A 25,728-nucleotide genomic window follows, 5' to 3' on the forward strand; every position below is an offset into this window, starting at 1 on the left:
AAGCGTTCATTGAGTAGACACTCACTCACTTCGATATCCAGTGAACTATCTCCAGTTCACAGGTTCAAGGAATCTCGAACATCAACCGAGAACTGATCGACTACTGATCGTCTGAAGGAATTTCGTTCATTGAATGGACGCTAGGATGGCTGCATGCCAACTCACGGGCAATCGCCGGCCGTGGTCGCGCGGGTGGCTGCACTTCTGCGAGCCCTCGGCGCGTCCGAACCAACGGGCACTTCCACCACGGAATTGGGCAAGGTCACCGGCCTCGCTCGGCCCACTGCGCACCGACTGCTCACGTCCCTGGCTGCCGAAGGACTGGTCGACCGTGACGCACGAACCGGTCGGTGGTCTCTCGGCCCGGAGTTGTACCTCCTGGGGGCGGCGGCCGGAAATCGGTACGACATCACCGACCGGGCTCGCGACGTCGTCGACGAACTTGCCCGGGTCACGGGGGAGAGCGCCTTCCTGTCGGCACGCCGAGGTGACGAGACCGTCTGCATCCTGAGTCAGGAAGGCAGTTTTCCACTGCGATCTCACGTGCTGCACGAGGGGAAGCGATTCCCGTTGGGGGTCGCGTCGGCGGGGCTTGCCATCTTGAGCCATCTACCGACGCGGGACGTCGACGACTATTTCGCCCGAGTGAATCTGGAATCGGAATGGGGTGAGATCCACAGTGAGGCATCACTCCGTGAGCGAATCGAGTCGACGCGTGTCACCGGGTACGCGGTCAATCCAGCCCTCATCGTCGAGGGAAGCTGGGGGATGGGTGCCGCGGTGTTCGATCGCAACGGTCGCCCGGCCTGGGCGCTGAGCCTGACCGGAGTGGAAACACGCTTCCGGCCCGCGCGTCATGCCGAGTTGGGAACGCTACTCCTCGAGTATGCTCATACGTTGTCGAACCGACTGAAAACACATGCAGTGAACTAGCTTTCGATAAACACGCTTTAGGCAGGAGCGTTCTTTACCTTCGTGCGCACGTGTGCCTTCTCGCCTTGCGGGCCGAACAGGTGCAAGATCTCCACCACCTGTTCATCGGCAGGCCCGAACCAATGGGGCTCGGCAGTGTCGAACTCCGCGACTTCCCCGGGGTGCAGGACAACCTCGTTCGCCCCCAGGATGAGACGCAGATCCCCGGCGAGGACGTAGAGCCATTCGTAGCCGGCGTGGGTGACGAGCTTCGGTGGACGCGGCCCGATCACCTGCTTGAAGACCTGCACTCGGCCGGGATAGCGCGTCAACGGAACGACGGCACTGCCGTTCTTGCGTCGGCTCGGGGTGAGATGGACCCGAGGATCGCCCGTAGCGGGGGCGCCGACGAGTTGGTCCAGCGCGACCCGGTGCGCTCGGGCAAGCGGCAACAGCAGATCGAGGGTGGGACGACGCTTACCCGATTCGAGGCGTGAGAGTGCGCTGACGGAGATGCCGGTGGCTTCGGACAGGCCCTCGAGGGTCAATCCGCGATCGCGTCGGAGCGTGCGCAGTCTCGGTCCGATATCGGTGATCAACTGCTCGAATTCAGCATCCATGCCGTCCATCTTTGCAGTTTCCGCAAAATTTCTACCGGCTTCGGACGCTGGAGAGCAACGATCCTTTCGACAGTCGAGTACGGCAGAGCACTTCGAGAGATGGAGTCCGACCATGAAACCTTCGAGCGGGATCGAACCGCAAGTGATCGGACTCGATGCAGGGCGGCGATGGGGCATCCTGGCGATCTGCTGCACGAGCCTGTTCGTCGTCGGGTTGGACACCACCATCGTCAACGTGGCCCTGCCGACGATCGGTGAGGGATTTCGCGTCGGAACCCGTGGTCTGGAATGGGTCGTCAACGCATACACACTCGTCCTGGCGAGCTTGCTGATCTCGTCCGGAGCAGTGGCCGATCGTTTCGGCAGGAGACGAGTCTTTCAGATCGGGCTCGTCGTCTTCGGGGTGGCGTCGATTGCCTGCGCGCTCGCTCCGTCCGTCGAGATGTTGATCGCGGCGCGGATCGTCCAAGGCGTCGGCGGGTCGATGCTCAGTCCGGTTGCCTTGGCGATCGTCGTCAACGTGATGACCGACCCGAAGGAGCGGGCCAAGGCAATCGGGGTGTGGGCCGCGGTCTTCGGCCTGAGTATGGCGGCAGGGCCGATCGTCGGCGGCGTGCTCATCGAAAGTTTCGGCTGGCGATCGGTTTTCTGGATCAACGTGCCGGTGATCTTGGCCGTGCTCGTCTTGACTGCTGTGTTTGTTCCGGAGTCCCGAGCGCAGCAGTCGCGACGACTCGATCTTCCCGGTCAGTTGCTACTGGTGATTCTTGTCGGCGGGGCGGTTGCCCTTCTGATCGAGGGTCCGCGAATCGGATGGTTCTCTGCCGCGGCGACGGCAGGGTATGTCGTTGTTGCTGCAGCGTTGGCCGCATTCATCCGCGTCGAATCACGCAAGCGCGAGCCACTGATGGATCTCGCACTCTTCCGCCGCAGACCGTTCTCGTCGGCTGTGGTCGGCGCTGTCGTGGTGTTCGTGGCGTTGAACGCGACGCTACTGCTCGGCACGTTCTACTTGCAGCACTCCCGCGGTATGAGTCCGGCCCTGGCCGGCGCGATCACCCTCCCGATGGCTGTTGCGGCAACGGTCTGCGCGCCGTTGTCCGGAATACTCGTCGGACGCTTCGGCCCGCGGCGACCGCTGCTGATCGCCGGTAGTTTCACGACGCTCGGTGGACTGTGCCTGGTCTCGCTCGACAACAACACGGCGATTCCGATGCTCTTGGCCGCTTACCTGTTCCTCGGTATCGGATTCGGGTTCTCGAATGCCCCGATCACCAACACCGCCGTCAACGGGTTGCCGAGATCGCAGGCGGGGCTTGCTGGTGGAATAACCTCCAGTGCACGCCAATTCGGTGCTGCTCTCGGTGTTGCGCTGGCCGGTGGCATTATCGGCGGCAGTGCACCGGTAGACGTCGCACAGGCATCGAGGCTGGGATGGATCCTGGTTGCCGGATGTGGGATCGCGGTCCTGGTGATTGCACTCGCATCCCGGAATTCCGAGGAACTCCCCGGCTGATCACCTCGCGTGTTCGTGGGAGCTTCACCCTGCGCGGGTGATTCCAAGCGCGTGCCCAACCGATACAGATGATGGGGTATCAGATCGTCGTATCCGAGCGGGGAGTGCCATGTGCCAGACACCTAAGGACGCAACACCGGCCACAGTCACGGCGAATCGCGAGGCAGTCGCACGGTATGCCATGGACGACCGGCAGGATTTTGCCGACGCGGATCGAGGATTGATCGCTCCGTTGCCGGGCAAGGTTGTCGCCGATGACGGGCATACGGTCTTCGATCCCGATGCGATGGCATACCTCGGTGACGATGTTGCCGCGCCGGAGACAGTCAATCCGAGCCTGTGGCGTCAAGGACAACTGATGCGCCGAGGTGGTCTGTATCAGGTGACGGATCGCCTTTACCAGGTACGGAACAACGACCTGGCAAATTTGACGGTTGTCGAAGGTGGCGAGGGACTGATCGTCATCGACTGTATGGCGGGGGTCGAATCGGCGCGCCAGGGTATGAAGATGATTCGTGAGCACGTCAGCGACAAGCCAGTTTCGGCGATCATCTACACGCACACCCACATCGACCACTACGGCGGAGTCAAAGGGATCGTCGATCTGGACGACGTGACGTCCGGGCGAGTTCCGATCATCGCACCGGGCACGATCGCGTCGTTCGACAAGTTCGCGATCGGGGAAAACGTCGTCGCCGGAAATGCCATGGCGAGACGGTCCTTCTACGCCTTCGGTGGATTGCTCGATCTCGATGCCAAAGGGATGGTTACCTGCGGCATCGGCACGATCAGCACGAAAGGTCCACTTGTCTCGTATATTTCCCCCACTGACAGCATCACGGAGACCGGAACGAAGCGTGAGATAGCCGGTCTGGAATTCGAGTTCCTCTACGCGCCGGATACCGAGGCCCCGGAGGAAATGCACATCTGGATCCCCGAACTCGCCGCGCTGACCTGTGCGGAGAACGCCAATCATTCGCTCCACAACATCCAGACCTTAAGAGGTGCGCGCACTCGCGACGCTCGGAACTTCGCGCGGTATCTGGACGAGACTCTCGAACGGTGGGGAGACGACGCGGCTGTTCACTACGGACCGCACACGTGGCCGGTGTGGGGTAACGAGAACCTGGTGCCGTTCATCGAATCGCAAAGGGACACTTACAAGTACATTCACGACCAGGCACTCCGTCTCGCGAACAAGGGGTACACGCCGCTCGAAGCTGCCGAGGTGATCGAACTACCGGACGAACTCGGGCGCAAGTGGTACAACCGCGGATATCACGGCACTCTGCACCACGACGTTCGCGCCGTGTACACCAAGGAACTGGGAATGTGGGACGGCGATCCGGTGTCGCTTCATCCTCATCCGCCGGTCGAATCGGCGAAGAGGTTCGTCGATCTCCTTGGCGCGCAGAAGATCCTGGACGAGGGTAAGCGGGCATTCGACGCCGCGGACTACCGATGGGCGGCAGAGATCCTGCACAAGTTGGTGTTCGCGCAACCGGAGAACGCCGAAGCGAGGAACCTGCAAGCCGACGTCTACGAGCAGATGGGCTATCAAGCCGAAGGGCCGCAGTGGCGTGGGATCTATCTCTCGGCCGCGTTGGAACTACGCGAGGGCGCCCAGCCTGCCCCGTACGTCACGGCAAGTCAGGACAGTGTCCTCGCGATGCCCATCGACATCCTCTTCGACTTCGTTGCAATACATCTCATCGGCGACAAGGCCACCGACGCGGAACTGCGGATCGATTTCGTGTTCACCGATCGCGGCGACGAGGCATGGACTGCGTGGGTCAAGCGCGGTGTCCTCAATGCACGTAAGGGTGCGTCACCGAACACACAACTGACGGTCTCGGGCCCGAAGGCGGCGCTCGTGGGAGCGCTTCTTCAACCGGGCGCGGCCGCCGAACTGGCCAAGGCCGGGCAGATTTCGCTCGACGGAGACGAATCAGCGCTCGAGACGCTGGGAGGGTTGCTCGATACCTTCGATCCCAGTTTCAATATCGTCACGCCGTAACGAAGGGATAGCTTTCGATGTGTACACGCTTGGTCTACTTGGGGCCCAACGACACTGTGATCACTGCTCGATCGATGGATTGGAAGGTCGACCTCGGAACAAACCTCTGGGCATTCCCGCGCGGCATGACCAGAGAGGGCTGTGCAGGTCCGAACTCGATACAGTGGACGTCGAAATACGGAAGTGTTGTCGCGACGGCCTACGACATGTGCACGACCGACGGGGTCAACGAGGCTGGGCTGTCTGCCAATCTTTTGTGGTTGGTCGAGTCCGAGTACCCGACGTATGACGGTTCGACCCCGGGATTGTCGATCGCGGCGTGGGCGCAATACGTCCTGGATCGCTTTGCGACAGTTCAGGAAGCGGTCGAAGTACTCGCGTCGGAACCGTTCACGGTAGTGACCGCTGCCGTTCCCGGCGAAGACCGCCTCGCAACGCTGCACATGTCGCTCTCGGACGCCGGGGGAGACAGCGCGATCATCGAGTACGTCGGTGGACGCCCGACGATTCATCACAGCCGTGAGTACCAGGTGATGACCAATTCGCCGATCTTCGATCAGCAACTCGCCGTCAACGAGTACTGGAAGCAGATCAACGGGACCGTCATGCTGCCCGGAACAAACCGTGCCGCTGACAGATTCGCTCGGGCGTCGTTCTATGTCGATGCGATACCGCAGACGGACGATCCGCGGGCGGCGTTGGCATCCACCTTCAGTGTTATTCGGAATGTGTCGGTGCCCCTGGGTATTTCGACTCCCGATGAGCCCAACATTTCATCGACCCGTTGGCGCACCGTCGTCGATCACAAACGCACGCTCTATTTCTTCGAGTCGGCGATGACGCCCAATACCTTCTGGGTGGACGTGGCGTCGATGGATCTCGCGGAAGGGACACCCGTCCGAAGGCTCGGACTCGGACCGAACGAGAGCACCGTCTATTCCGGTGACTCCACTGACCAGTTCGAACGGGCGGAGGCATTCACGTTCGCGGGAGCATAAGGCTTCGGGGCGTAGTAAAAATCCAATCGTGAAACTTCTTGACATTTCTACTCCGTTCAGATGAAACTTTGTTGCATATTCGGGTTTCGTCAACGGAGGACGGCATGGGCATCACAGTGCAGACACGGAACGATGGTGCGCAGCTCAAACGGCGCAGGGCGCTCGTCGCCGGCTCCGTCGGAAATTTCATCGAGTGGTACGAGTTCGGTGTGTACGGGTTCTTCGCGACGATCATCGCGTCGAACTTCTTCAGCGCCGACGGCTCCGGCGACCTCGAAAGCCTGATCAAGACCTACGCGTCGTTTGCGCTGGCCTTCTTCTTCCGCCCAGTGGGGGCCGCGCTGTTCGGTCGACTCGGTGACCGCATCGGCCGACGCCCCACCTTGGTGATCGTTCTTCTGCTTATGTCGGGTGCGACGACCCTGATCGGTGTGCTCCCCACCTACGAGAGCGTCGGAATTCTGGCACCGCTGCTCTTGACGGTCCTTCGAATTCTGCAGGGATTGTCGGCTGGCGGTGAGTTCGGCGGTGCAGTGTCGGTGATGACCGAGTTTGCTCCGCCCGGACGACGCGGGCTCTACGGCTCGTGGCAGTCGTTCACCGTCGCGCTCGGACTGCTCGCCGGTGCGGGGATCGCAGCACTCCTCGCTACTGTCCTCGACTCGGGACAGCTCGGTGACTGGGGCTGGCGCATTCCGTTCCTCCTTGCACTTCCGATGGGTCTGGTTGCTCTGTGGCTCAGGCTCCGCCTCGAAGAAACGCCGTCGTTCGAGCGTGCTCGATCAGTCCAGTCCGAACCGACAGCTGATGCAGCGGCGCCTGTAGTGCAGCCGACTGTCGGAGAGACAGCCAAGGCGATTCTGCTCGGAATCGGGCGGTTGATGGGGTGGTCTGCTGCCGGTTACACGTTCCTCGTAGTGATGCCGACTTATCTTCAGAGTTCGCTCAACGCGACTTTCCATCAGGCACTTGTTGCTTCCGTGCTCGCCAATGCGGGCTTCGCGGTGACCATTCCGATCGCGGGTGGACTCAGCGATCGCATCGGACGACGCGCGGTCATGCTCACCGGCACCGTGATAATTCTGGTCTTGGCTCTGCCGCTGCTCAACGTCCTGCAGAACGAGCAGACGTCTTTGACAGCCAAGGGATTTGCAGTGTTTGCCGCCGGCGCCGCAGTGGGACTTGTTGCCGGACCCGGACCCGCCATGCTCTCCGAGATGTTCCCCACCTCGGTTCGGTACACCGGATTGGGACTCGCATACTCCCTGTCCAACGCGGTCTTTTCGGGCTGCGCCGGTTTGATCATCACGTGGCTGATCAAGGAAACTTCCAATCTCGATATTCCGGCCTACTTCGTGATGGCAACGTGCGCCGTCAGTGCGATCGCCTTGAGTACCTTGCGAGGAAATGCCCACAAGCGGGCACTCGTCGACTGACCGCAGCTTTTCCGAATGCCGAAACGATCCGAGTAAGGGATATTTCATGAGAGTCATCGGCCTGATGTCCGGTACTTCGTACGACGCAATCGATGCTGCCGCAGCAGACATCCGGATCGACGGGGACACTCTTGTGCTCACCCCACTGGGCATGGTCAGCGAACCGTATTCCGGTGAGTTGCGGGCTGCGGTGGCGGCTGCGGTCCCGCCGGCGTCCACCACTGTCGGTCAGATCTGCCAACTTGACACCGAGATCGGACAGGCATTTGCGGCCGTCGCTGCGCGGGCGAACGAGGAACTGTGCGGTGGCAGTGCGGAATTGATCTCCTCACATGGTCAGACGATGTTCCACTGGGTCGAAGGAGCGCAAGTAAAAGGCACTCTCCAGCTCGGGCAGCCGGCCTGGATAGCCGAGAAGACCGGATGCACGGTCGTGTCGGACCTGCGCTCTCGCGACGTGGCGACGGGTGGTCAGGGCGCACCACTTGTCAGCGCATTCGACGTATTGTGGCTCAACGGAAGAACTTCGGGTTCCGTCGCGCTCAATCTCGGTGGCATCGCGAACGTCACTGCTCCGGGTGGCGTCCCGACATCGACGGCAGATGGTGCCGCAGTACCGATTGCCTTCGACACCGGCCCCGCAAATGCGCTGATCGACGCTGCGGTAAGCGAATTCACCGCGGGGGAGCAGTGGTTCGATCTCGGAGGTGCTCTGGGCGCAGCGGGCACACCGAACGTCGATCTGCTCGCACAACTACTGAGCGAACCGTATTACGCGCAGCCCGCTCCCAAGAGCACAGGCAAGGAATTGTTCCATCGGGACTACCTACTCGCCGCACTGCGGGGCTACGAATCCTTGTCTCTGGCCGACATCGTCGCGACACTGACTGCACTGACCGCCCGGACCGTCGCCGATTCCGTCAAAGCGCTGGCGGCTACCGAAGTGGTGGTGTCAGGCGGTGGCACCAAGAACCCGACGTTGATGGCGATGCTCCGTGACGAACTGGGCGACATCGCGCTTGTCTCTTCGGACGAGCTCGGCGTCACTTCCGACATCAAGGAAGCATTGGCTTTCGCGGTTCTCGGCTATCTCACCGCACACGGATTGCCTGGAAGCATCGCTTCGTGCACCGGTGCGCGTCACGCCAGTGTGCTCGGATCTCTGACGCCAGGAAGCCGTGGGCTGCCTAGAATCACATCGGTGCCGTCAGCTCCGAAAACGATGCGAATCGAGGCGTTATGACTTTGGACCGGAGTGCTCCGGCGTCCGTCGACCTGCTTGCTCGTATTCGTGCATCACTGAGTAGCCTCTCGCCTGCCGAGCTGCGGATCGCCGAAATCATCGAAGCCGACCCCAGTCTGGCCTCCACCCTGACGGTCAACGACCTCGCCGAACGAGCGTCGACAAGCACGGCGACAGTGGTCCGCACAGCCAAACGACTCGGTTTCGAGGGTTATCCACAGCTTCGTCTCGCGCTGGCGGCGATCAGCGGGTCCGGTACAGAGAACACGATCCCGCTCGGTGTGGACATCGTTGCTGCCGACTCGGCCGGTGAGGTGATGGCCAAGCTCGCCGAGTTCGAATCCGAACAACTCAAGGGCACGGCGCAATTGACAGATCCTGCTGCGCTCGAAGAAGTTGTGTCCCGGATTCGATCCGCCCGCCGCGTCGAGGTCTACGGCATCGGCGCCTCTGGCATCGTCGCGCAAGACCTCACGTTGAAGCTCTCTCGCATCGACGTCAACTGCCGGGTTCATCTCGACCGAGACGCGGCCATGGTCAGCGCCAGCTTGCTCGGACCGGACGACATCGCAGTGGGGATCTCACATTCGGGTGAGACTTCGGATGTCGTGGAACCACTTGCCCTTGCCCGTCGAACCGGGGCGTCGACGGCTGCGATCACCGGAGGGGCACGATCGACGCTCGCCGTGCAGTCACATCACGTTCTGCTCACTGCCGGTAGAGAATTCGGTTTCCGATCGGCTGCGATGGCAAGCCGCACCGGTCAGCTGTTGGTAGTCGACACAATTTTTGCGATGGTGGCGCACTCGCTGCCCAGCGCACTCTCTGCTCTGCAACGAAGCCATGATGCCATTGCTTCGAAGCGGCACTGACGAGGAGTCGTCGCTGTGAGTACTGACGAGGAGTCGTCGCTGTGAGTACTGACGAGGAGTCGTCGTAATGAATATCGATCGAGGAGGACTCGCCACAATGCAATTGGAAATGCTCTCCACCGAGAGACCCAACCCTCTGACCCGCGATCTCGATGTCATGTCGGTGTCGGGTCTGCTGACGGTGATGAATCAACAGGACGCAATCGTGGCCGGCGCGGTGGCAGCGGTACTACCCGCCATCGAAGCCGCAGTCGACTTGATCGTCGCGGCCCGAGCACAAGGTGGTCGACTGATCTACCTGGGAGCGGGGACAAGTGGGCGTCTGGGAGTTCTCGACGCAGTGGAATGCCCTCCGACGTTCGGGACCGATCCGGGCGAGGTGATCGGCATCATCGCCGGTGGCCCAGGAGCGTTTCTGAACGCCGTCGAGGGGGCAGAGGACGATCCGCGAGCGGCTGGGGTCGATCTCGACGCAATCTCGTTGAACGCCAACGACGTCGTGGTGGGTCTGGCTGCCAGCGGTCGTACCCCCTACGTCATCGGGGGACTCGATCACGCCCGCGAACTCGGCGCTGCAACAGTGGCAGTCTCGTGCAACCGGAACGCGGCAATGAGTTCTCACGCCGGCGTGGCCATCGAAGTGGAGACCGGCCCCGAGATCCTCACCGGATCGACGAGGCTCAAGGCCGGAACTGCGCAGAAGATGGTGTGCAACATGCTCTCCACGGCGAGTATGGTTCGCTCCGGGAAGGCATTCCACAATCTGATGGTCGATCTTCGGCCGACCAATGCCAAGCTTGTCGATCGTGCGAACCGGATCGTCGCGGCAGCCACCGGAGTCGATACCGAGATCGCTGCGGAGACCATCGACGATGCCGATGGTCATGTGAAGGCAGCGGTCGTCATGTTGTTGGCCGAATGCGACTTCGCCGAAGCAACCGAACTGTTGGACCGCGCTTCGGGTTCGGTACGTGAGGCCATCGTCGGAGCCGGCAAGAGCAGTGAGGAAGTCTGAATGGAAATCGTCATAGTTCCCAGTCCTGAGGACGGCGGGCGAATCGCTGCCGATATCGTGTGCGGCGCAATCGAAAACGGAGCGCGGACGCTCGGCCTCGCGACCGGATCGTCACCGCTGCACACGTATCGAGAGCTGATCAAGAGGCATCGAGAATCGGGAGTGTCGTTCGCGGCGATGAGCGCGTATCTTCTCGACGAGTATGTAGGTCTCACGTCCGATCAGCCGCAGTCCTACGCGCACACCATCCGCACGGAACTCGTGGATCACCTCGACATCGACAATGCGCGAGTGTTCAGCCCCGACGGCGGGGCCGCGGATCCCAGTGACGCGGCCCGGCGTTACGACGCTGCCATCGCCGAAAACGGTCCCATCGACGTGCAGATCCTCGGCATCGGCCTGAACGGACACATCGGTTTCAACGAGCCCTCCTCCTCGCTTGCATCGCGCACCCGAGTGAAGACCTTGACCGAGAGGACTCGCGCCGACAATGCACGGTTCTTCGCAGACCCAGCCGACGTACCGCATCATGTGATCACGCAAGGGCTCGGAACCATCAGTGATGCAAGGCATCTCGTCCTGATCGCGGACGGCGCCCGCAAAGCGCCCGCCGTCCGGTCCGCGGTCGAAGGTCCGGTCTCGGCATTCTGCCCGGCGTCGGTGCTGCAGCTGCATCCACACGTGACCGTCATAGTCGACGAGGCAGCTGCCGGCGAACTCCAACTAGCGGACTTCTACCGCTACACAACCGAGCACAAGCCTGCAGAGCAAGGTTACTGAAAAGCGGGCTGCTGAAAGCGGACTTGATCTCCAGCGCAGTTGAGGTCCTAGCCTCGGGGGATGATCAACGCCAGAGGTCCAGCGGTATCCCCGCCTGCGGCGCCCCGATTCTTCTCACCACCGCTCAGTGTCGCGATCGTCGGAGCGGGGCCGGCGGGAATCCACGCCGCCGGCGCTCTCGCCGAACTTGCGCCCGGCACCAAGACAGACGTGTTCGAGCGTCTACCGACGCCGTACGGACTGGTGCGCTACGGTCTCGCACCAGGGCACCCCGAGTCCGAAAAGTTCGCCCATTCTCTGCACACCACGCTGGTCGCCAGTGAGTTCCGGCTGTTCTGCAACGTGGAGATCGGAAAGGACCTTTCCGTCGATGACCTACGTTCGTCCTACGATGCCGTGATCATTGCAACCGGTGCGCCGCGGGATGCACCTCTCGACATTCCCGGCGTCGAGCTTCCAGGTTCTTTCGGTGGCGCCGAGTTTGTCGGTTGGTACAACGATCACCCGGACAGCTCGCCGCAGTGGCCGCTGAACGCGGAATCGGTCGCAGTGATCGGAGGTGGCAACGTCGCACTCGACGTCACCCGTATGCTCCTCGCCGAGGCGCAATCGCTGCAGGCCACGGACGTCTCCGACCAAGTTCGGGAAGGGATCGCCGGCAGTCGAGTTCGCGAAGTACACATCTTTGTCCGGCGCGGACCAGCCGACGCTCGCTTCTCCCCGAACGAGTTGCGCGCTCTCGGTGAACTACCCGGCGTAGATGTTGTCGTCGATTCTGTCGATGTCGTACCGGACCGGCATGTCGAGCGGATGACCAAACAGTTGGCGCACACCCGACTGGCAGTCGAGACACTCCGTGGTTTCGCGGACGCTGCTTCTGCCGATCGGACTTCCCGGCGCCGAGTTCACCTGCACTTCTACCGACAGCCGGCGCAGATTCTCGGCAGCGGGAAAGTCGAAGCACTCCGCGTCGAGCGGACAGACCCGGACGGATATGGTCACGTCACCGCTTCGGGTATCTGTACCGACTATCCGGTTCAAGCTGTGTACCGGGCAATCGGATTTCTCGGGACGCCACTTGCCGGGGTGCCTTTCGATCACGGACGCGGCAATGTTGCGCACCAGGGCGGCGCAGCGGTCGACGAGAGCGGCTCGCCGATCGCAGGTTTGTTCGTGACGGGCTGGATGAAGCGAGGTGCCGCGGGGCTGATCGGTGCGGCTCGGCCTGATGCACGCCAAACCGTCGAAACCTTGCTGCGACAGTTGGATTCGGCATACGAGCGTCGAGCCGGCCACGGCCGGATCGCGGAGGTCCTCAGGGCCGGCAGAGTGGTGCCCGTCGATTGGGGCGGATGGCTTCGCATCGATGCCGCCGAACGTGCCCTCGGTGTGAAGCATGGGCGTGATCGGATCAAAATCAAAGAGCGCGACGAACTCGTTCGCATCGGCACGGAGTCGGCAGTTCACGCCGAATAGATTCGCTGGGGTCTGGAGTACCACCGGGGTTACGCTGAAGTGAGTCACTCCGATTCATTGTGATCGAGGTGCGGAACAGAAGTGTCATGAATGAACGTGGTGCGCAGGCCAGTGACGCGACAATCGCGAGCGGGCCCCTGACCGAACGGGGCACCGTCACCGAGTTGCGCCCCTCAACGCTGCCGGTGGTGCGTGACGGCCAGAACGGTGCAGACGGCCTCGGCCGCCTTGTGGCGGATTGGGAGGAGGGACGAACCCCGTCCGACCTGAGCGACTATCTGCCTGATCCAGCCAAGATTCGTCGGGCGGCGCTGATCGAACTGGTCGGAATCGACATGGAGTACCGCTGGCTGAAAAATGATTGCCCGAAACGGCTCACGGATTACTGTGCCGAGTATCCCGAATTACTCGAAGAACCATTACCGGCCGAGCTCCTGTACGAGGAGTTCCGGCTGCGGAAGCAGGGTGGGGAGGACGTCGCAGCAGCCGAGTACCTCAGCGAGTTTCCTTTGCAGGCAGAGAGTTTCGAGCAGATGTTCGATTGTGATTCGATGGCCGGTCGCGAAGACGTGATGATGTTGGGGCTCTCGGGTTTCGACGAGTTCGAAATCGGGCAGCACCTGGACGATTTCGAACTGGTGTTGGAACTCGGGCACGGCGCATTCGCCCGCGTGTTCCTCGCTCGGCAACTCTCGATGCAGCGGTGGGTTGCGTTGAAAATCTCGCGCAACGTCGGAGTCGAGCCACAGACTCTCGCCCAGCTCGACCATCCCAACATCGTCCGGGTCTTCGATCAACGGCTGCTCGAGGAACGCGCACTGCGAGTCCTTTTCATGGAATACGTGCCGGGTGGGACCCTGCTCGACGTGGTCAAACTTGTCCGCGTGACACCGCAGGCGCAGCGGTCCGGACAACTACTTCTCGACGCCATCGACAAGACCCTGGCGACGAAGGGAGAGATGAAGCCCAGCGAGACGAGCCTGAGGAGCGAGATCGCTGCGATGTCGTGGCCGGAGACCGTGGCCTGGATGGGGATGCGACTGGCCGATGCCCTCGAGTATGCGCGTGAGCACGGCGTATTACATCGGGACATCAAGCCGGCGAATGTCCTCCTCAGCGTCGAAGGCATCCCCAAGCTCGCCGACTTCAACGTCAGCTCGAGCGAGGAGGTCTCGACCGAGGACGCTGCATGTTTTGTCGGAGGCTCGCTTGCCTACATGTCTCCGGAGCAATTGGAGGCCTGTGCGGTGGGGGCGCCTGGCACACTCGACACCCGTAGCGACATCTATGCACTGGGCGTGATGTTGTGGGAACTCCTCACCGGGAGTAGGCCTTTCACGGACGACGGTACGGGGGAGAGCCCACCGTCGCCCAAGAAGGCGCTCGAGGCCCGCCGGCGCGGGGTGGATCCCGCAGCCGAGGCACGGCTACCAGACGACTGTCCGCCGGCGCTGCGCCGAGTTCTGGTCAAGTCTCTCTCGCCGGAGAGAGACGGAAGGTGGTCTGGCGGCCGAAAGCTGGCTCGTCAGTTCGCTCTGTGTCTGGACCGGTCTGCTCGCAATCTGGTGGACCCACCGGAAGGGAGTCCACGTTCGACGTTGTGGAAGTGGGCGCTGCCGATAGTGCTTGCCGCGATCGGAATTCCGAATCTTCTTGCGGCGGGCTACAACTACTACTACAACAAGATGCTGATCATCTCGGGTCTCTCGCCGCAGGCTCAGCAGCATCTCGAGCAGGTTCATCTGGTCATCGGGGTGGCTGCGTTCTCTCTCGGTGCCGCAGCGATCCTGTATTGGTGTCGGCTTGCACTCACCGTGCCTCACGGACTGCGCAACGGTCAGACGTACAGCGCGGAGGTCTTGAACAAAGCGCGTACCGCGACGCTGAATGTCGGACATCGCGCGGTGGTGATCGCATTCGGTCTGTGGGTTCTGGCCGGTATCGCATATCCGGTCGCATTGCAGATTGCCGCCGGCGGAATTCCGCAGCGAGCCTACGTGCACCTGATGTCGTCGCTGGCGGTGTGCGGCGCCGTCGCAGTCGCGTATCCGTTCTTCATCCTGACGTACTACTCGGTTCGATGTCTGTATCCGATCTTGTTGTCACACGGCGAGTTACGAAGCGACGACGGACGCGATATTCGCTCGTTGGGTCGGAGCAGCACGCGTTACCTCGCAGTCGCGGCGTCGGTTCCCCTGGTGGGAATCGCGGGGCTCAGTTTTGTCGGTTCGGGTGCCGGTGAGGAACTCAACGCAACAGTCCGTGCGCTGTGTTTGGGCGGTATCGCCGGATTCATCGTTGTGTATCAACTGTTTCGACGGATCGAAAGTGACCTCCGAGCACTGCTGCGCGTCGTGTCTCTCGAGGTGTCGGCGTCTCCGTAAGTGCCGAACAACCGTATTCGAGTCGGCCTATGTGGAAGTGCTCTTGCGTGGTCGGCTGCGACGAACTGCTTTGGTGCGAGGCGGAGACTTCTCTTCCGATTCTTCCTGAGGGTCGTCGCGCCAGTGAATCTCGATTTCTATCTCGACTTCGTTGCCGTCGACTTCGATCTCGAGTTCCCACCGAACCTGTTCCGGAACACTGATTTCGATCGAGTCCCCACCCGACCCCAGCTCCACTTCCGATCCACTGGCGAGGGCTTGGCCGAGGGCGATGAGTCGGTCGGCGACTTCCTGCCGTGAGAGTTCTGACTTCCTCTTGATCTCCAGTTTGGGCACGAGCACTCCTGACCTCGGCGGATTCTCCCTATCACGGTAGTTGGACGAAGGGGAGATTGTCGGAGTTTGTGGAACCACACAGCAGGACGCGTCGACGCGCAACAAACCTGAAGGCGGTGTGGGGACGCCAGAAACAGCGAGGAATCCGGCTCACTTCCAGCACGGACGAATCGGTCGGGAGGGCCCTGTCAGCGATGATTTTCGCGAAAGTCTGGGTTCAGTCCAGAAGATTGCGCAATAGTGGAAAGGTGCCTTCGACGCCGGATTATGCAGCCCAACTGCGTAACGCTGAGCTTCGCGTGACTCGTCCCAGAGTCACGGTGCTCGAGGTTGTGCATGCACGCCCACACGCAGCCACCGAGACTGTCTTCGATGCTGTGCGGGCTGTTCTGCCGGGGGTGTCGCGGCAGGCGGTCTACGACGTGTTGCACGCTCTCACCGACGCCGGGCTGATACGGCGGATCCAACCGTCCGGATCGGTGGCGCTGTACGAGTCACGCGTCGGCGACAACCATCATCACGTCGTCTGCCGGTCCTGTGGGGTCGTTGCAGATGTCGACTGCGCAGTCGGAGAGGCACCGTGTTTGACGCCGTCGGCGCACAACGGTTTCGTTCTCGACGAAGCCGAGGTCATTTACTGGGGCCTGTGTCCCGACTGCTCGACAACTCAGAGTTTGCGATCACAAACGTGATCGAAGTCCGTTCTACTCGCTCATGGAGGGATTACCGTGTCCGATAGTTGCCCGGTTGCTCACGACGGAAACACCGAGAGCACCAGCGAAAGTGAAAACCCCGCAATCCCGTCTCCGACGCCTACCGGGAATCGTCCGAGAACAAACAGCGACTGGTGGCCGAATCAGCCGGATCTCTCTGTCTTGCATTCACATTCGTCGAAGTCGAATCCGATGGGTGCCGACTTCGATTACGCCCAGGAATTCGCCAAGCTCGATGTCGAGGCGCTAAAGCGCGACGTCATCGCGTTGATGACGGCGTCGCAGGATTGGTGGCCGGCCGACTACGGGCACTACGGCGGACTCTTCGTGCGTATGAGCTGGCATGCTGCCGGCACCTATCGCATTGCAGACGGCCGCGGCGGTGGCGGCCAAGGTGCTCAGCGTTTCGCCCCGCTCAACAGTTGGCCGGACAACGCCAGCCTCGACAAGGCCCGGCGCCTGCTTTGGCCCGTGAAGCAGAAGTACGGAAAGCAGGTTTCCTGGGCCGACCTGCTGGTGTTCGCGGGCAACTGCGCCCTGGAGTCGATGGGGTTCAAGACCTTCGGCTTCGGATTCGGCCGAGAAGACATCTGGGAGCCCGAGGAGATCTACTGGGGTCCCGAGGACACCTGGCTCGGCGACGAGCGTTACAGCGGAGACCGTGAGCTGTCCGGACCGCTCGGAGCCGTGCAGATGGGCCTGATCTACGTCAATCCCGAAGGACCCAACGGGCAACCGGATCCGGTAGCGGCCGCCCGCGACATCCGAGAAACGTTCGCCCGCATGGCGATGAACGACGTGGAGACAGCTGCGCTGATCGCCGGCGGTCACACCTTCGGCAAGACGCACGGAGCCGGACCGGCCGACCTCGTCGGACCGGAACCGGAAGGTGCTCCCATCGAGCAGCAGGGACTGGGCTGGAAGAGTGCCTTCGGCACGGGTGTGGGTAAGGACGCGATCACCAGTGGTCTCGAAGTCGTGTGGACTCCCACTCCGACGAAGTGGGACAACACCTTCTTGGAGATTCTGTACGGCTACGACTGGGAGCTGACCAAGAGTCCGGCGGGTGCGTGGCAGTGGATTCCGAAGGACGGCGCGGGGGCGGGCACCATCCCGGATCCGTTCGATTCGTCGGCCGGACGCACCCCGACGATGCTGACGACCGACCTGTCCCTACGCCTGGATCCGACGTACGAGAAGATCACCCGGCGCTGGCTCGATCATCCGGAAGAATTCGCCGAAGAGTTCGCCAAGGCTTGGTACAAGCTCCTTCACCGTGACATGGGACCGGTCACGCGCTACCTGGGACCTTGGGTTCCCGAGCCGCAGCTGTGGCAGGACCCGGTTCCCTCGGCCGATGATCAACTGATCGGGGACGCAGACATCGCGATCCTCAAGAGTCGACTTCTCGACTCCGGGCTGTCCATTTCGCAGTTGGTATCGACGGCGTGGGCGTCTGCCGCGAGCTTCCGCAGCACGGACATGCGCGGCGGCGCCAACGGTGCGCGAATCCGACTGGAGCCGCAGAAGAATTGGGAAGTCAACGAGCCTGCAGCTCTCTCCGCGGTGCTTCAGACTCTCGAGCGTGTTCAGCAGGACTTCAACCAGGCTGGTGGAGCAAAGGTTTCTCTCGCCGACCTGATCGTTCTGGGTGGTACAGCGGCCGTCGAACAGGCTGCGAAGAACGCCGGACAGGACATCACGGTCTCGTTCACGCCGGGCCGAACGGATGCAACGCAGGAGCAGACAGACGTCGACTCGTTCGAGGTACTCGAACCCCGGGCCGACGGATTCCGGAACTACCTCAAGGGAGGCGAGAAGATTCCGGCAGAGATTCTGTTGGTCGACCGCGCGTACATGCTGTCGCTGACCCCGCCCGAGGTGACAGTGCTGGTCGGCGGACTTCGCGCGCTGAACGCGAACTTCGGCAATACCCGTCACGGCGTGTTCACCGATCGTCCCGAGACGTTGACCAACGATTTCTTCGTCAACCTTCTCGACATGGGTACCGAGTGGAAGCCGTCGAAGACGGACGAAAACGTATACGACGGCGTTGATCGCGTGACGGGCGATCCGAAGTACACGGCAACTGCGGTCGATCTCGTTTTCGGATCGAATTCGCAACTGCGTGCACTCGCCGAGGTGTACGCCAGCGCAGACGCCAAGCAGAAGTTCGCCGAGGACTTCGCCGCAGCCTGGACCAAGGTGATGGACCTCGACCGGTTCGACGTGAACTGATCCAGCAGATCGTCGACGACGCCCCGCGAGCTTGTTCTCGCGGGGCGCCGTCATTTCACGCGCACGATAGCGTGGTCGTGTGGCCGATCAATTTGCGCTGGTACCAGCGGTGTACGTGATGGTCTGTCGAAGCAACCCGGTACAACGGCGCGAGGTGCTGCTGCAATTGCGCGAGGGCACGGGATTCATGGACGGATACTGGGCTCACGCTGCTGCGGGCCACGTCGAACTGGGGGAGTCGGCGATCGACGCTGCCGTTCGGGAGGCTGCGGAAGAACTTGGTGTCGAGTTGCTTTCCTCGGAACTGAAGCCGCTGACCGTGTTGCATCGCCGCCACGCGGACGGGAGCGAACCGGTGGATCATCGAGTGGACTTCTTCTACGAATGCCGCACGTGGTCGGGTGAACCACGCCGGATGGAGCCGTTGAAATCTGCAGATCTGCGGTGGTGGCCGGTTGACGAACTCCCGGAGAAGTTGGTCGACCACGAGCGTTTCGTAATCGAAGCCCATCACTCCGGTCAGCTCGCACCCATCCACAGTTACGGCTTCTGACCGGGTGACGATCTGATTCAGGCTTCGCTGGCAACGATGACCGGGCAGTGTGCTTTTCGAATCATCGCACTGCTCGTGGTGCCGAGAGCGGTGTCGTCGAACGAGCCTCGCCCACGCCGACCCACGACGAGAAGCCGTGCCTCGGTGGAGAGTTGTTCAAGAATGGCAACCGAGGGGCCGTCGAACTCGATCTGACGGATCGCGACGCCAGGGTAGAGCGTGGCCCAACCCGACAGTTGCCACGTCAGCGGCGTCGAGTGCTGGGGCGAGTGCCCGGATGCGACGTCTCGACGCAGTTCGGCCTCTGGCGGCGCTGCGTGCACGACGACCAGTTCGGTGTTCGCTGCCTCTGCTTCCTTGAATGCGATGGCCAGAGCGCTTTCGCTGTAGGCGCTTCCGTCCAAACCGACGACAACCGGCAAGGCTGCCGCAGCGCTGCTTTCACGCGGTGTTCCGACTCTTGCGAACGAACATGTCGGTCCAGGTGCGGCGGGATCGTCCTGTGTTGCGACGATCAAGGCGGCCTCGGACGTCAACGCGGTGAGGATTGCGGTGTTCTCCCCGGAGATCAGATCGGTCCGGATCCGAAGATCTGGCGACACCGACTCGGCGATCTGAATGGCCTCCATGAACAGGCCGGTCGGCGATGCCGAGGTGTTCAGATCGGCGCTCGGAGCTACGAAAACGATTTGCATCCAGAGACCGTGGCGATGTGCGAACTCAGCCGCCCACGTGATCACGTCGGGGCGCACCGGGGATCCGTCGATGCACACGACCACCGCTCCGTCCGCGGACCACTCCGAGGTGATGAGATCAGTCGATAGTTCGGGCTTCATCGTGAACTCCTCGAGCTGTGTCTGTTGAATGCGAACTAGCTTGCAGGACAGTGCCGAACAGCAATCCTGCGACGATTATCGAGCACGCGGCAGTCGTCAGGGGCAACCACACGAGCGTCGTGACAGCGAACATGAGCACGAGCAACGGGGCGAGGAGATGGCCGGGTTTCGCTCGGCGTTCGTGGTGCTGCTTTTCTGCCCAGGCTCGGTGCTTCGTGCCGTCATTCATGTTGTTTCACCTCAGTTCTCACGTCGGAAACCGACTTGTGACCAAGCAGTCCGACATGCGCCTCGTCGCGCATTCTTTCGACCATGTGGGGGTAGTGCAGTTCGAATGCCGGCCGCTCACTGCGGATTCGGGGGAGTTCGGTGAAGTTGTGTCGCGGTGGTGGGCAGGACGTCGCCCATTCGAGCGAGTTTCCGAAGCCCCAAGGATCGTCGACGGTCACAATTCGGCCGTACCGGTAGCTCTTGAAAACGTTCCAGATGAACGGAATCGTCGAGGCTCCGAGCACAAACGCGCCGATGGTCGAGATCGTGTTGAGAAGAGTGAAATTGTCCGACGGCAGGTAGTCCGCGTACCGCCGAGGCATGCCCTGGGCGCCGAGCCAATGCTGGACGAGAAATGTTGCGTGAAAGCCGATCAGGGTCAACCAGAAATGGATCTTGGCGAGCTTCTCGTCCAACATCCGGCCGGTCATTTTCGGGAACCAGAAGTAGATTCCGGCGTATGTCGCGAACGCGATTGTCCCGAAGAGGACGTAATGGAAATGCGCGACAACAAAGTACGAGTCGGTGACATGAAAGTCCAAGGGCGGGCTGGCAAGGATGACGCCGGAGAGTCCGCCGAACAGGAATGTGACCAGGAAGCCGACGGAGAACAGCATGGGCGATTCGAAAGTCAACTGCCCCTTCCACATGGTGCCGATCCAGTTGAAGAACTTGACTCCGGTGGGAACTGCGATCAGGAAGGTCATGAACGAGAAGTAGGGGAGGAGAACGGCGCCGGTTGCGTACATGTGGTGAGCCCACACAGCGATCGACAGTGCAGCAATTCCCAATGTTGCATAGACCAATCCGGTGTATCCGAAGATCGGCTTGCGGCTGAAGACGGGGAAGATCTCCGAGACTATGCCGAAGAACGGCAGCGCCAGAATGTAGACCTCGGGATGGCCGAAGAACCAGAACAGGTGCTGCCACAACATGACTCCACCGGTGGCGGGGTCGAACAGGTGCGCTCCCAGGTGCCGGTCCACCCACAGTCCGATCAAGGCAGCAGCGAGCAGCGGAAAAACGAGGAGGATCAGCATGCTGGCGACCAGCGCATTCCACGTGAAGATCGGCATGCGGAACATCGTCATACCCGGGGCGCGCAGGCAGACGATCGTCGAAACGATGTTGACTGCGCCGAGGATGGTGCCGACCCCACCGAGAGCGAGACCGATGATCCACAGGTCGGCGCCCATGCCGGGGGAGTGGAGTTCGCTGGTGAGCGGTACGTAGGCGGTCCAGCCGAAATCTGCCGCACCACCAGGTGTTACGAATCCGGCGGACGCGATCAGGCCGCCGAAGAGATAGAGCCAGTAGCTGAAGGCGTTGAGTCGCGGGAAACACACGTCCGGCGACCCGATCTGCAGTGGCATGAGGTAGTTGGCGAATCCGAAGAACACCGGGGTCGCGTACAGCAGGAGCATGATCGTGCCGTGCATGGTGAACAACTGGTTGTACTGCTCGTTGGACAGGAATTGCATTCCCGGAACGGTCAATTCCATGCGCATGAGTAGTGCCATCAGTCCGCCGATCAAGAAGAAGGCAAACGATGTCACGATGTACATCAGACCGATCATCTTGTGATCGGTGGTCCTGAGGATCTCGACCAGTTTCGAACCCTTCGGAGCGGTTCGGGGAATTGCATCGGCGGGAGAATCGACCTCACCGACCGGCCGGGGCGCGAGATCAACCACGACGGCCGCCTACGCACATCGACGTGACGAAAGACCGAGAATGCCTGGGACTGTGGAACATAACGCAATGATCGTGGCGACCGGGAACTCGGACGAGGGGAAAAGGTCCCTAGGATCGGAACAGAGGCATGGCGTAGATCACGTGGTCCGGTACGGTCGAGAGAGTTGTCTTCACGAGCGGAAAGAAAGCGAGATGGTCATGGCATGTCGTATCAGTGAACTGGTGCTCGGTTGCCGGGAACCCGAGGTGCTGGGCCGGTTCTGGTGCGAGGTTCTGGACTTCGTCGTGCTCGATCGAATGGACGACGGTTCGTTGGAGATCGGCCCACGCGAAGGGTTCGGCGGTCCGCAGCCGACGATCATCCTCAGTCGCAGAGACGAACCGGAGAAGGGTAAGCCCCGCCTGCATATCGACGTCAACGCCACCGATCGCGATCAGGAGGCCGAACTGGAACGCCTGTTGAGTCTTGGTGCGCGGCCGGCCGACATCGGCCAGACAGGGCACGAACAATGGCATGTCCTGGCCGATCCGGAAGGTAACGAGTTCTGCCTGCTCAAGGCCCAACTGGATCCGCTCTGACGCTCAACGATGCTGGATCGGCAACGGACTTCGCCTGGGGCTCAGTGGAACACGCCACACCAGTTCGGTGACACCGTTCTCGCTGGTGATGTTGCTCGAGCCTCCGCACTGACGAGCGCGGGTCGCCAGGTTGTCGAGACCGTGGATTCTGGTTGCCTGGTCGATTCCCACACCGTCGTCGACGATGCTGATGACAAGCTCCTCGGTGGCCCGGATGGTGACGTCGATGGCATCGGCATGTGCATGCCGCAGAGCGTTGCTCAAGCCCTCGCGCACAACGGCTTCGGCATGCGGGGCAAGTCGAGACGGGACGGAACTGTCGATGGTTCCCTCGAAAGTGACGCTGGGAGTGATCGACGAGTGGCCGGACAGACCGTTGACGGCATCGAGTAGTCGCCGCCGCAGGCTTGTGGGAGTAGACATCTCGCTCGTATGGAGGTCGAAGACTGCGGTGCGGATTTCACGGACTGTTCGATCGAGTTGATCGACAGAGGTGTCCAATACGGTTCGAACGGTGTCCTCGTCGCCTGGACGTTGCAGCACCCCCTGCAAACTCAACCCAGTGGCGAACAGCTGTTGGATGACGTGGTCATGGAGATCCCGCGCGATTCGGTCGCGATCTTCGAGGACGTCGACCAGTCTTTCTTTCCGTTGCTGTTCTGCGAATTCGACAGTGACAGAAGCGATGTCTGCCATCGCCGTCAGTTGCTCGATCTCGTCCACTCCCCACGGGCGGTTGCTGCGGCGTGACGCGAAGAGAACACCGCCGCCGAACGAGGTCCCGGAGAGGGGGAGTGCGACCACTGATTCGTCGCCGGAAACATTTAGTGCCGGAACGGAACTGCCATGTGGTGCAGAGATCGGCCGCCGGCTCCGCGCAGCGTCGTCGATCACGGTCCCGGACAGATCGACGGCTGATCCGGTCGCGGGGACAGGCTGGGAATCAGCAGCATCGGCGACGTGGACTACCGGCTCTCTGCCGAGGTCGTAGCGAACGACGCACACAAGATTTCCATCCGTGAGGTGCCGCGTCGTCCGAACCAGTTCCGATAGCGTCTCGTCGCGGGATCCGCCGCTGAGCAGACGTGCATTGACGGCGGCGACGGCCTTGAGCCAGGCTTCTCGCGTCCGGGATTCCTCGAACAGACGCGCATTGTCGATGGCGATGCTCGCAGCATTTGCCAGAATCTGGAGTACAGCCTCGTCGCGGTCGTCGAATGCAGTCCGTTCCGAGCTGTCCGCGAGGTAGATGCTGCCGAACACCTCGCCCCTGACGAAGATCGGAACACCGAGAAACGTGTCCATCGGCGGATGATTGGTCGGAAACCCTGCCGAGGACGGATGCGAGGAGATTCGGTCGGTTCGAACCGGGCACGGTTCTCGAACGACCAGGCCCAGCAGGCCGTGACCTTCGGGAAGATGCCCGATCTTGGCAACCTGCCCCTGAGTCATACCGGAGTGGATGAATCGGGACAAGCGTCCGTCGGGGGATTTCACGCCGAGCGCGCCGTAGTCCGCTTCGAGGAGATGTCGCGCGACGTCGACTATCTGTTGCAGGGTTTCGTCGAGCTGGAGTGTGGACCCGACGGTCAACACGGCACTGAGCAGTTTGGGAATTGCAGTCGGGTTGAGAGCAGTCAGCTCCGCGCTTCCGGCGATGTCGCCGAAAAGGCTGAGCATGAGCGCGTCGCGGCTACCTGGCATGGTGCGTGCCCGTGGTGGCGGAGAAGGGCGAGCCGGACGGCGTCAGCAGGTGAGTGGTCGCCTGGCCGGAAGGATCCGGGTGCGAAGTGCCCGCACGAAGCTTTGTCGCCAGAACTGCGGCCTGCGTTCGACGTTCGAGACCCAGTTTCTCGAGGATGCGTGAGACGTAGTTCTTGACTGTTTTCTCCGAGAGTTCTGCGTGCGAGCTGATCTCTCGATTGCTCAGTCCCTTGCCGATCAACTCGAAGATCAAGAGCTCCTGATCGGTCAACAGGGCTGCCGCAGTACCCGACTCCTGTTCGGACCGGATGCGCCGGACCAAACCGATCACCGCCTGGGTGTTCAACAGCGACTTGCCGGTAGCAACCGTGCGGATCGCCGACACCAGGTCGTGGCCGCGGATGTTCTTGAGGACGAATCCTCGTGCGCCGGCGATCAGGGCGTCGAGCAGTGCGTCGTCGTCGGAGTACGACGTGAGCATCAAAGTGGCGGCGCTCGGGTAGGTCGACGCCAGTTCTCGGCACAGTTCCACACCGTTACCGTCGGGAAGTCTGACGTCCATGACAACCACGTCGGGTCGGCATTCGGGTATTCCGGCCGAGGCTTCGCGAACACACGACGCCTCGCCAACAACGTTGAATCCCGATACCTGATTCAACAGGTCTGCCAATCCACGACGGACGATCTCGTGGTCGTCGACCAGATAGATGCCGATCGTCACGGTGGTCACCTCTTCCAGCTCACGCCTGCCGTCGATGTTACCGGACGGTAATGTCCCGACAGGATCGGGTTGTCCGACCGATGGTCGACAAAAAACCCGCGTCGAAGGGTGCGAGACCGAGTCTCGATTGCACAGAGTCAAAGGTCCCGACCGTCACGAGATCTGAATCACCCAGATCTCGTGAGGCGGTGGGTGTGAGCTGAATGTGATTGCACCGGTGGCTGTTCGATCCGCTCAGTCGACGGGAGCGAGTTCGACGGAGACGTAGACACCCTTGCCTTTTCGGTGTGCGAGTGCCTCGCCGGGGCGATCGATACCGTCCAGTTGGAGAACGATCGGACCTTGTTCCGGGTAGAAATTGCGCCACCAACTCTTCTTGTCCGGCATGGCAACGCCGATCGTCACATGGTCGCCTTTTCGTTTGTAGGACACGGGCGCGCTGAAGGTGCGACCGGACTTGCGTCCGACGTAGGTGATGACGGTCATGGAACGGCCCAGTAGTTTGCCTACGATCGGAGCGCCGATCAGTGGTTGGACCACTACGTTCACGGCGGCGGATACACGTTGGAAAGTGTTCACGAGAAGCCCTTTCACGACGAATGCTGCACGAATTCGAATCCTGCACGGAAATGGTGCGTGCAGTAGTTCTATCCTGCTCGACCGGGATTGTCGCGTGGGCAGAAATTGGTACAAACCGGTGTGCCGAAGCGAGTAGCGTGGGGTACGTCGAGGGTCATTCGAATATGCGCGGTCAAGCCATGTCGTCCTCGACGCCAACCCGGTCTGTGGTCGAACGGCCGAGAACTGGAGCGCC

The 25,728-nt window shown here is 61.5% G+C and carries 22 protein-coding genes; 15 read left to right on the forward strand and 7 right to left on the reverse strand.

Going from position 1 to position 25,728, the window contains the following annotated elements; all coding sequences use genetic code 11:
- The first annotated feature begins 153 nt into the window (after positions 1–153).
- On the forward strand, positions 154–933 hold the full coding sequence (locus tag RHP72_RS06135; protein WP_042452404.1) for an IclR family transcriptional regulator: 780 nt from the start codon (positions 154–156) through the stop codon (positions 931–933).
- Positions 934–950: 17 nt separating this feature from the next.
- Here RHP72_RS06135 and RHP72_RS06140 read toward each other — a convergent pair whose 3' ends face one another.
- Positions 951–1,532, reverse strand: coding sequence for a helix-turn-helix domain-containing protein (locus tag RHP72_RS06140; RefSeq protein ID WP_042453490.1), 582 nt, complete (start codon positions 1,530–1,532; stop codon positions 951–953).
- Positions 1,533–1,644: 112 nt separating this feature from the next.
- Here RHP72_RS06140 and RHP72_RS06145 point away from each other — a divergent pair, with 112 nt between their 5' ends.
- The 10 genes from RHP72_RS06145 (at position 1,645) to RHP72_RS06190 (ending at position 15,269) form a co-directional block, all read left to right on the forward strand.
- Positions 1,645–3,048 (forward strand): MFS transporter, encoded by a 1,404-nt coding sequence (locus RHP72_RS06145; RefSeq protein ID WP_042452402.1) that lies wholly within the window; start codon positions 1,645–1,647, stop codon positions 3,046–3,048.
- Positions 3,049–3,157: 109 nt separating this feature from the next.
- Positions 3,158–5,065, forward strand: a complete 1,908-nt coding sequence (locus RHP72_RS06150) for an alkyl/aryl-sulfatase (RefSeq protein WP_042452401.1) — start codon at positions 3,158–3,160, stop codon at positions 5,063–5,065.
- A gap of 17 nt (positions 5,066–5,082) precedes the next feature.
- On the forward strand, positions 5,083–6,063 hold the full coding sequence (locus RHP72_RS06155) for a linear amide C-N hydrolase (protein WP_042452399.1): 981 nt from the start codon (positions 5,083–5,085) through the stop codon (positions 6,061–6,063).
- Between the two features lie 104 nt (positions 6,064–6,167).
- Positions 6,168–7,499 (forward strand): MFS transporter, encoded by a 1,332-nt coding sequence (locus RHP72_RS06160; RefSeq protein WP_007726415.1) that lies wholly within the window; start codon positions 6,168–6,170, stop codon positions 7,497–7,499.
- Positions 7,500–7,545: 46 nt separating this feature from the next.
- A complete protein-coding gene (locus tag RHP72_RS06165; protein WP_007726417.1) occupies positions 7,546–8,742 on the forward strand; it encodes an anhydro-N-acetylmuramic acid kinase in 1,197 nt (398 codons plus the stop codon).
- On the forward strand, positions 8,739–9,614 hold the full coding sequence (locus RHP72_RS06170) for a MurR/RpiR family transcriptional regulator (RefSeq protein WP_003941452.1): 876 nt from the start codon (positions 8,739–8,741) through the stop codon (positions 9,612–9,614). The genes RHP72_RS06165 and RHP72_RS06170 overlap by 4 nt, the downstream gene beginning before the upstream one ends.
- A 97-nt stretch (positions 9,615–9,711) precedes the next feature.
- Positions 9,712–10,629: an N-acetylmuramic acid 6-phosphate etherase gene (murQ, locus tag RHP72_RS06175; protein ID WP_047269010.1), complete on the forward strand. Its 918-nt coding sequence runs from the start codon at positions 9,712–9,714 to the stop codon at positions 10,627–10,629.
- A complete protein-coding gene (gene nagB, locus RHP72_RS06180; RefSeq protein WP_283543081.1) occupies positions 10,630–11,409 on the forward strand; it encodes a glucosamine-6-phosphate deaminase in 780 nt (259 codons plus the stop codon).
- A 60-nt stretch (positions 11,410–11,469) separates the two neighbouring features.
- Positions 11,470–12,885, forward strand: a complete 1,416-nt coding sequence (locus RHP72_RS06185) for an FAD-dependent oxidoreductase (protein WP_283543082.1) — start codon at positions 11,470–11,472, stop codon at positions 12,883–12,885.
- Between the two features lie 86 nt (positions 12,886–12,971).
- Entirely contained in the window at positions 12,972–15,269 is a 2,298-nt protein-coding gene (locus tag RHP72_RS06190) for a serine/threonine-protein kinase (protein WP_311094468.1), read from the forward strand.
- A 27-nt stretch (positions 15,270–15,296) separates the two neighbouring features.
- On the opposite strand, the gene RHP72_RS06195 is transcribed toward RHP72_RS06190, so the two are convergent.
- On the reverse strand, positions 15,297–15,605 hold the full coding sequence (locus RHP72_RS06195; RefSeq protein WP_037129603.1) for an amphi-Trp domain-containing protein: 309 nt from the start codon (positions 15,603–15,605) through the stop codon (positions 15,297–15,299).
- A 248-nt stretch (positions 15,606–15,853) separates the two neighbouring features.
- Between RHP72_RS06195 and RHP72_RS06200 the strand changes: the two genes are divergently transcribed.
- The 3 genes from RHP72_RS06200 to RHP72_RS06210 all read left to right on the forward strand — a co-directional run bounded on the left by RHP72_RS06200 (position 15,854) and on the right by RHP72_RS06210 (position 19,109).
- Positions 15,854–16,297 (forward strand): Fur family transcriptional regulator, encoded by a 444-nt coding sequence (locus RHP72_RS06200; protein ID WP_037129600.1) that lies wholly within the window; start codon positions 15,854–15,856, stop codon positions 16,295–16,297.
- Between the two features lie 36 nt (positions 16,298–16,333).
- The gene (gene katG, locus RHP72_RS06205; RefSeq protein WP_003941458.1) at positions 16,334–18,556 is read left to right on the forward strand and encodes a catalase/peroxidase HPI; all 2,223 of its coding nucleotides are present in this window, start codon (positions 16,334–16,336) and stop codon (positions 18,554–18,556) included.
- A 79-nt stretch (positions 18,557–18,635) separates the two neighbouring features.
- On the forward strand, positions 18,636–19,109 hold the full coding sequence (locus tag RHP72_RS06210) for an NUDIX domain-containing protein (protein ID WP_311094469.1): 474 nt from the start codon (positions 18,636–18,638) through the stop codon (positions 19,107–19,109).
- Positions 19,110–19,126: 17 nt separating this feature from the next.
- On the opposite strand, the gene RHP72_RS06215 is transcribed toward RHP72_RS06210, so the two are convergent.
- Both RHP72_RS06215 and ctaD read right to left on the reverse strand, forming a co-directional pair.
- Entirely contained in the window at positions 19,127–19,945 is an 819-nt protein-coding gene (locus RHP72_RS06215; RefSeq protein WP_311094470.1) for a universal stress protein, read from the reverse strand.
- A 221-nt stretch (positions 19,946–20,166) separates the two neighbouring features.
- Positions 20,167–21,909, reverse strand: a complete 1,743-nt coding sequence (gene ctaD, locus RHP72_RS06220) for a cytochrome c oxidase subunit I (protein WP_007726434.1) — start codon at positions 21,907–21,909, stop codon at positions 20,167–20,169.
- A gap of 199 nt (positions 21,910–22,108) precedes the next feature.
- Between ctaD and RHP72_RS06225 the strand changes: the two genes are divergently transcribed.
- Entirely contained in the window at positions 22,109–22,489 is a 381-nt protein-coding gene (locus RHP72_RS06225) for a VOC family protein (protein WP_007726436.1), read from the forward strand.
- A 3-nt stretch (positions 22,490–22,492) separates the two neighbouring features.
- Here RHP72_RS06225 and RHP72_RS06230 read toward each other — a convergent pair whose 3' ends face one another.
- From RHP72_RS06230 to RHP72_RS06240, 3 genes are all read right to left on the reverse strand, one after another.
- Entirely contained in the window at positions 22,493–24,193 is a 1,701-nt protein-coding gene (locus RHP72_RS06230; RefSeq protein WP_039972680.1) for a GAF domain-containing protein, read from the reverse strand.
- Entirely contained in the window at positions 24,183–24,914 is a 732-nt protein-coding gene (locus RHP72_RS06235; RefSeq protein WP_039972719.1) for a response regulator transcription factor, read from the reverse strand. The genes RHP72_RS06230 and RHP72_RS06235 overlap by 11 nt, the downstream gene beginning before the upstream one ends.
- 234 nt (positions 24,915–25,148) lie before the next feature.
- Positions 25,149–25,493, reverse strand: a complete 345-nt coding sequence (locus RHP72_RS06240; RefSeq protein WP_037129595.1) for a nitroreductase/quinone reductase family protein — start codon at positions 25,491–25,493, stop codon at positions 25,149–25,151.
- Positions 25,494–25,728 lie beyond the last annotated feature (235 nt).

It is taken from the genome of Rhodococcus sp. SG20037, assembly GCF_031763325.1.
GTDB classification, from domain to species: domain Bacteria; phylum Actinomycetota; class Actinomycetes; order Mycobacteriales; family Mycobacteriaceae; genus Rhodococcus_F; species Rhodococcus_F qingshengii.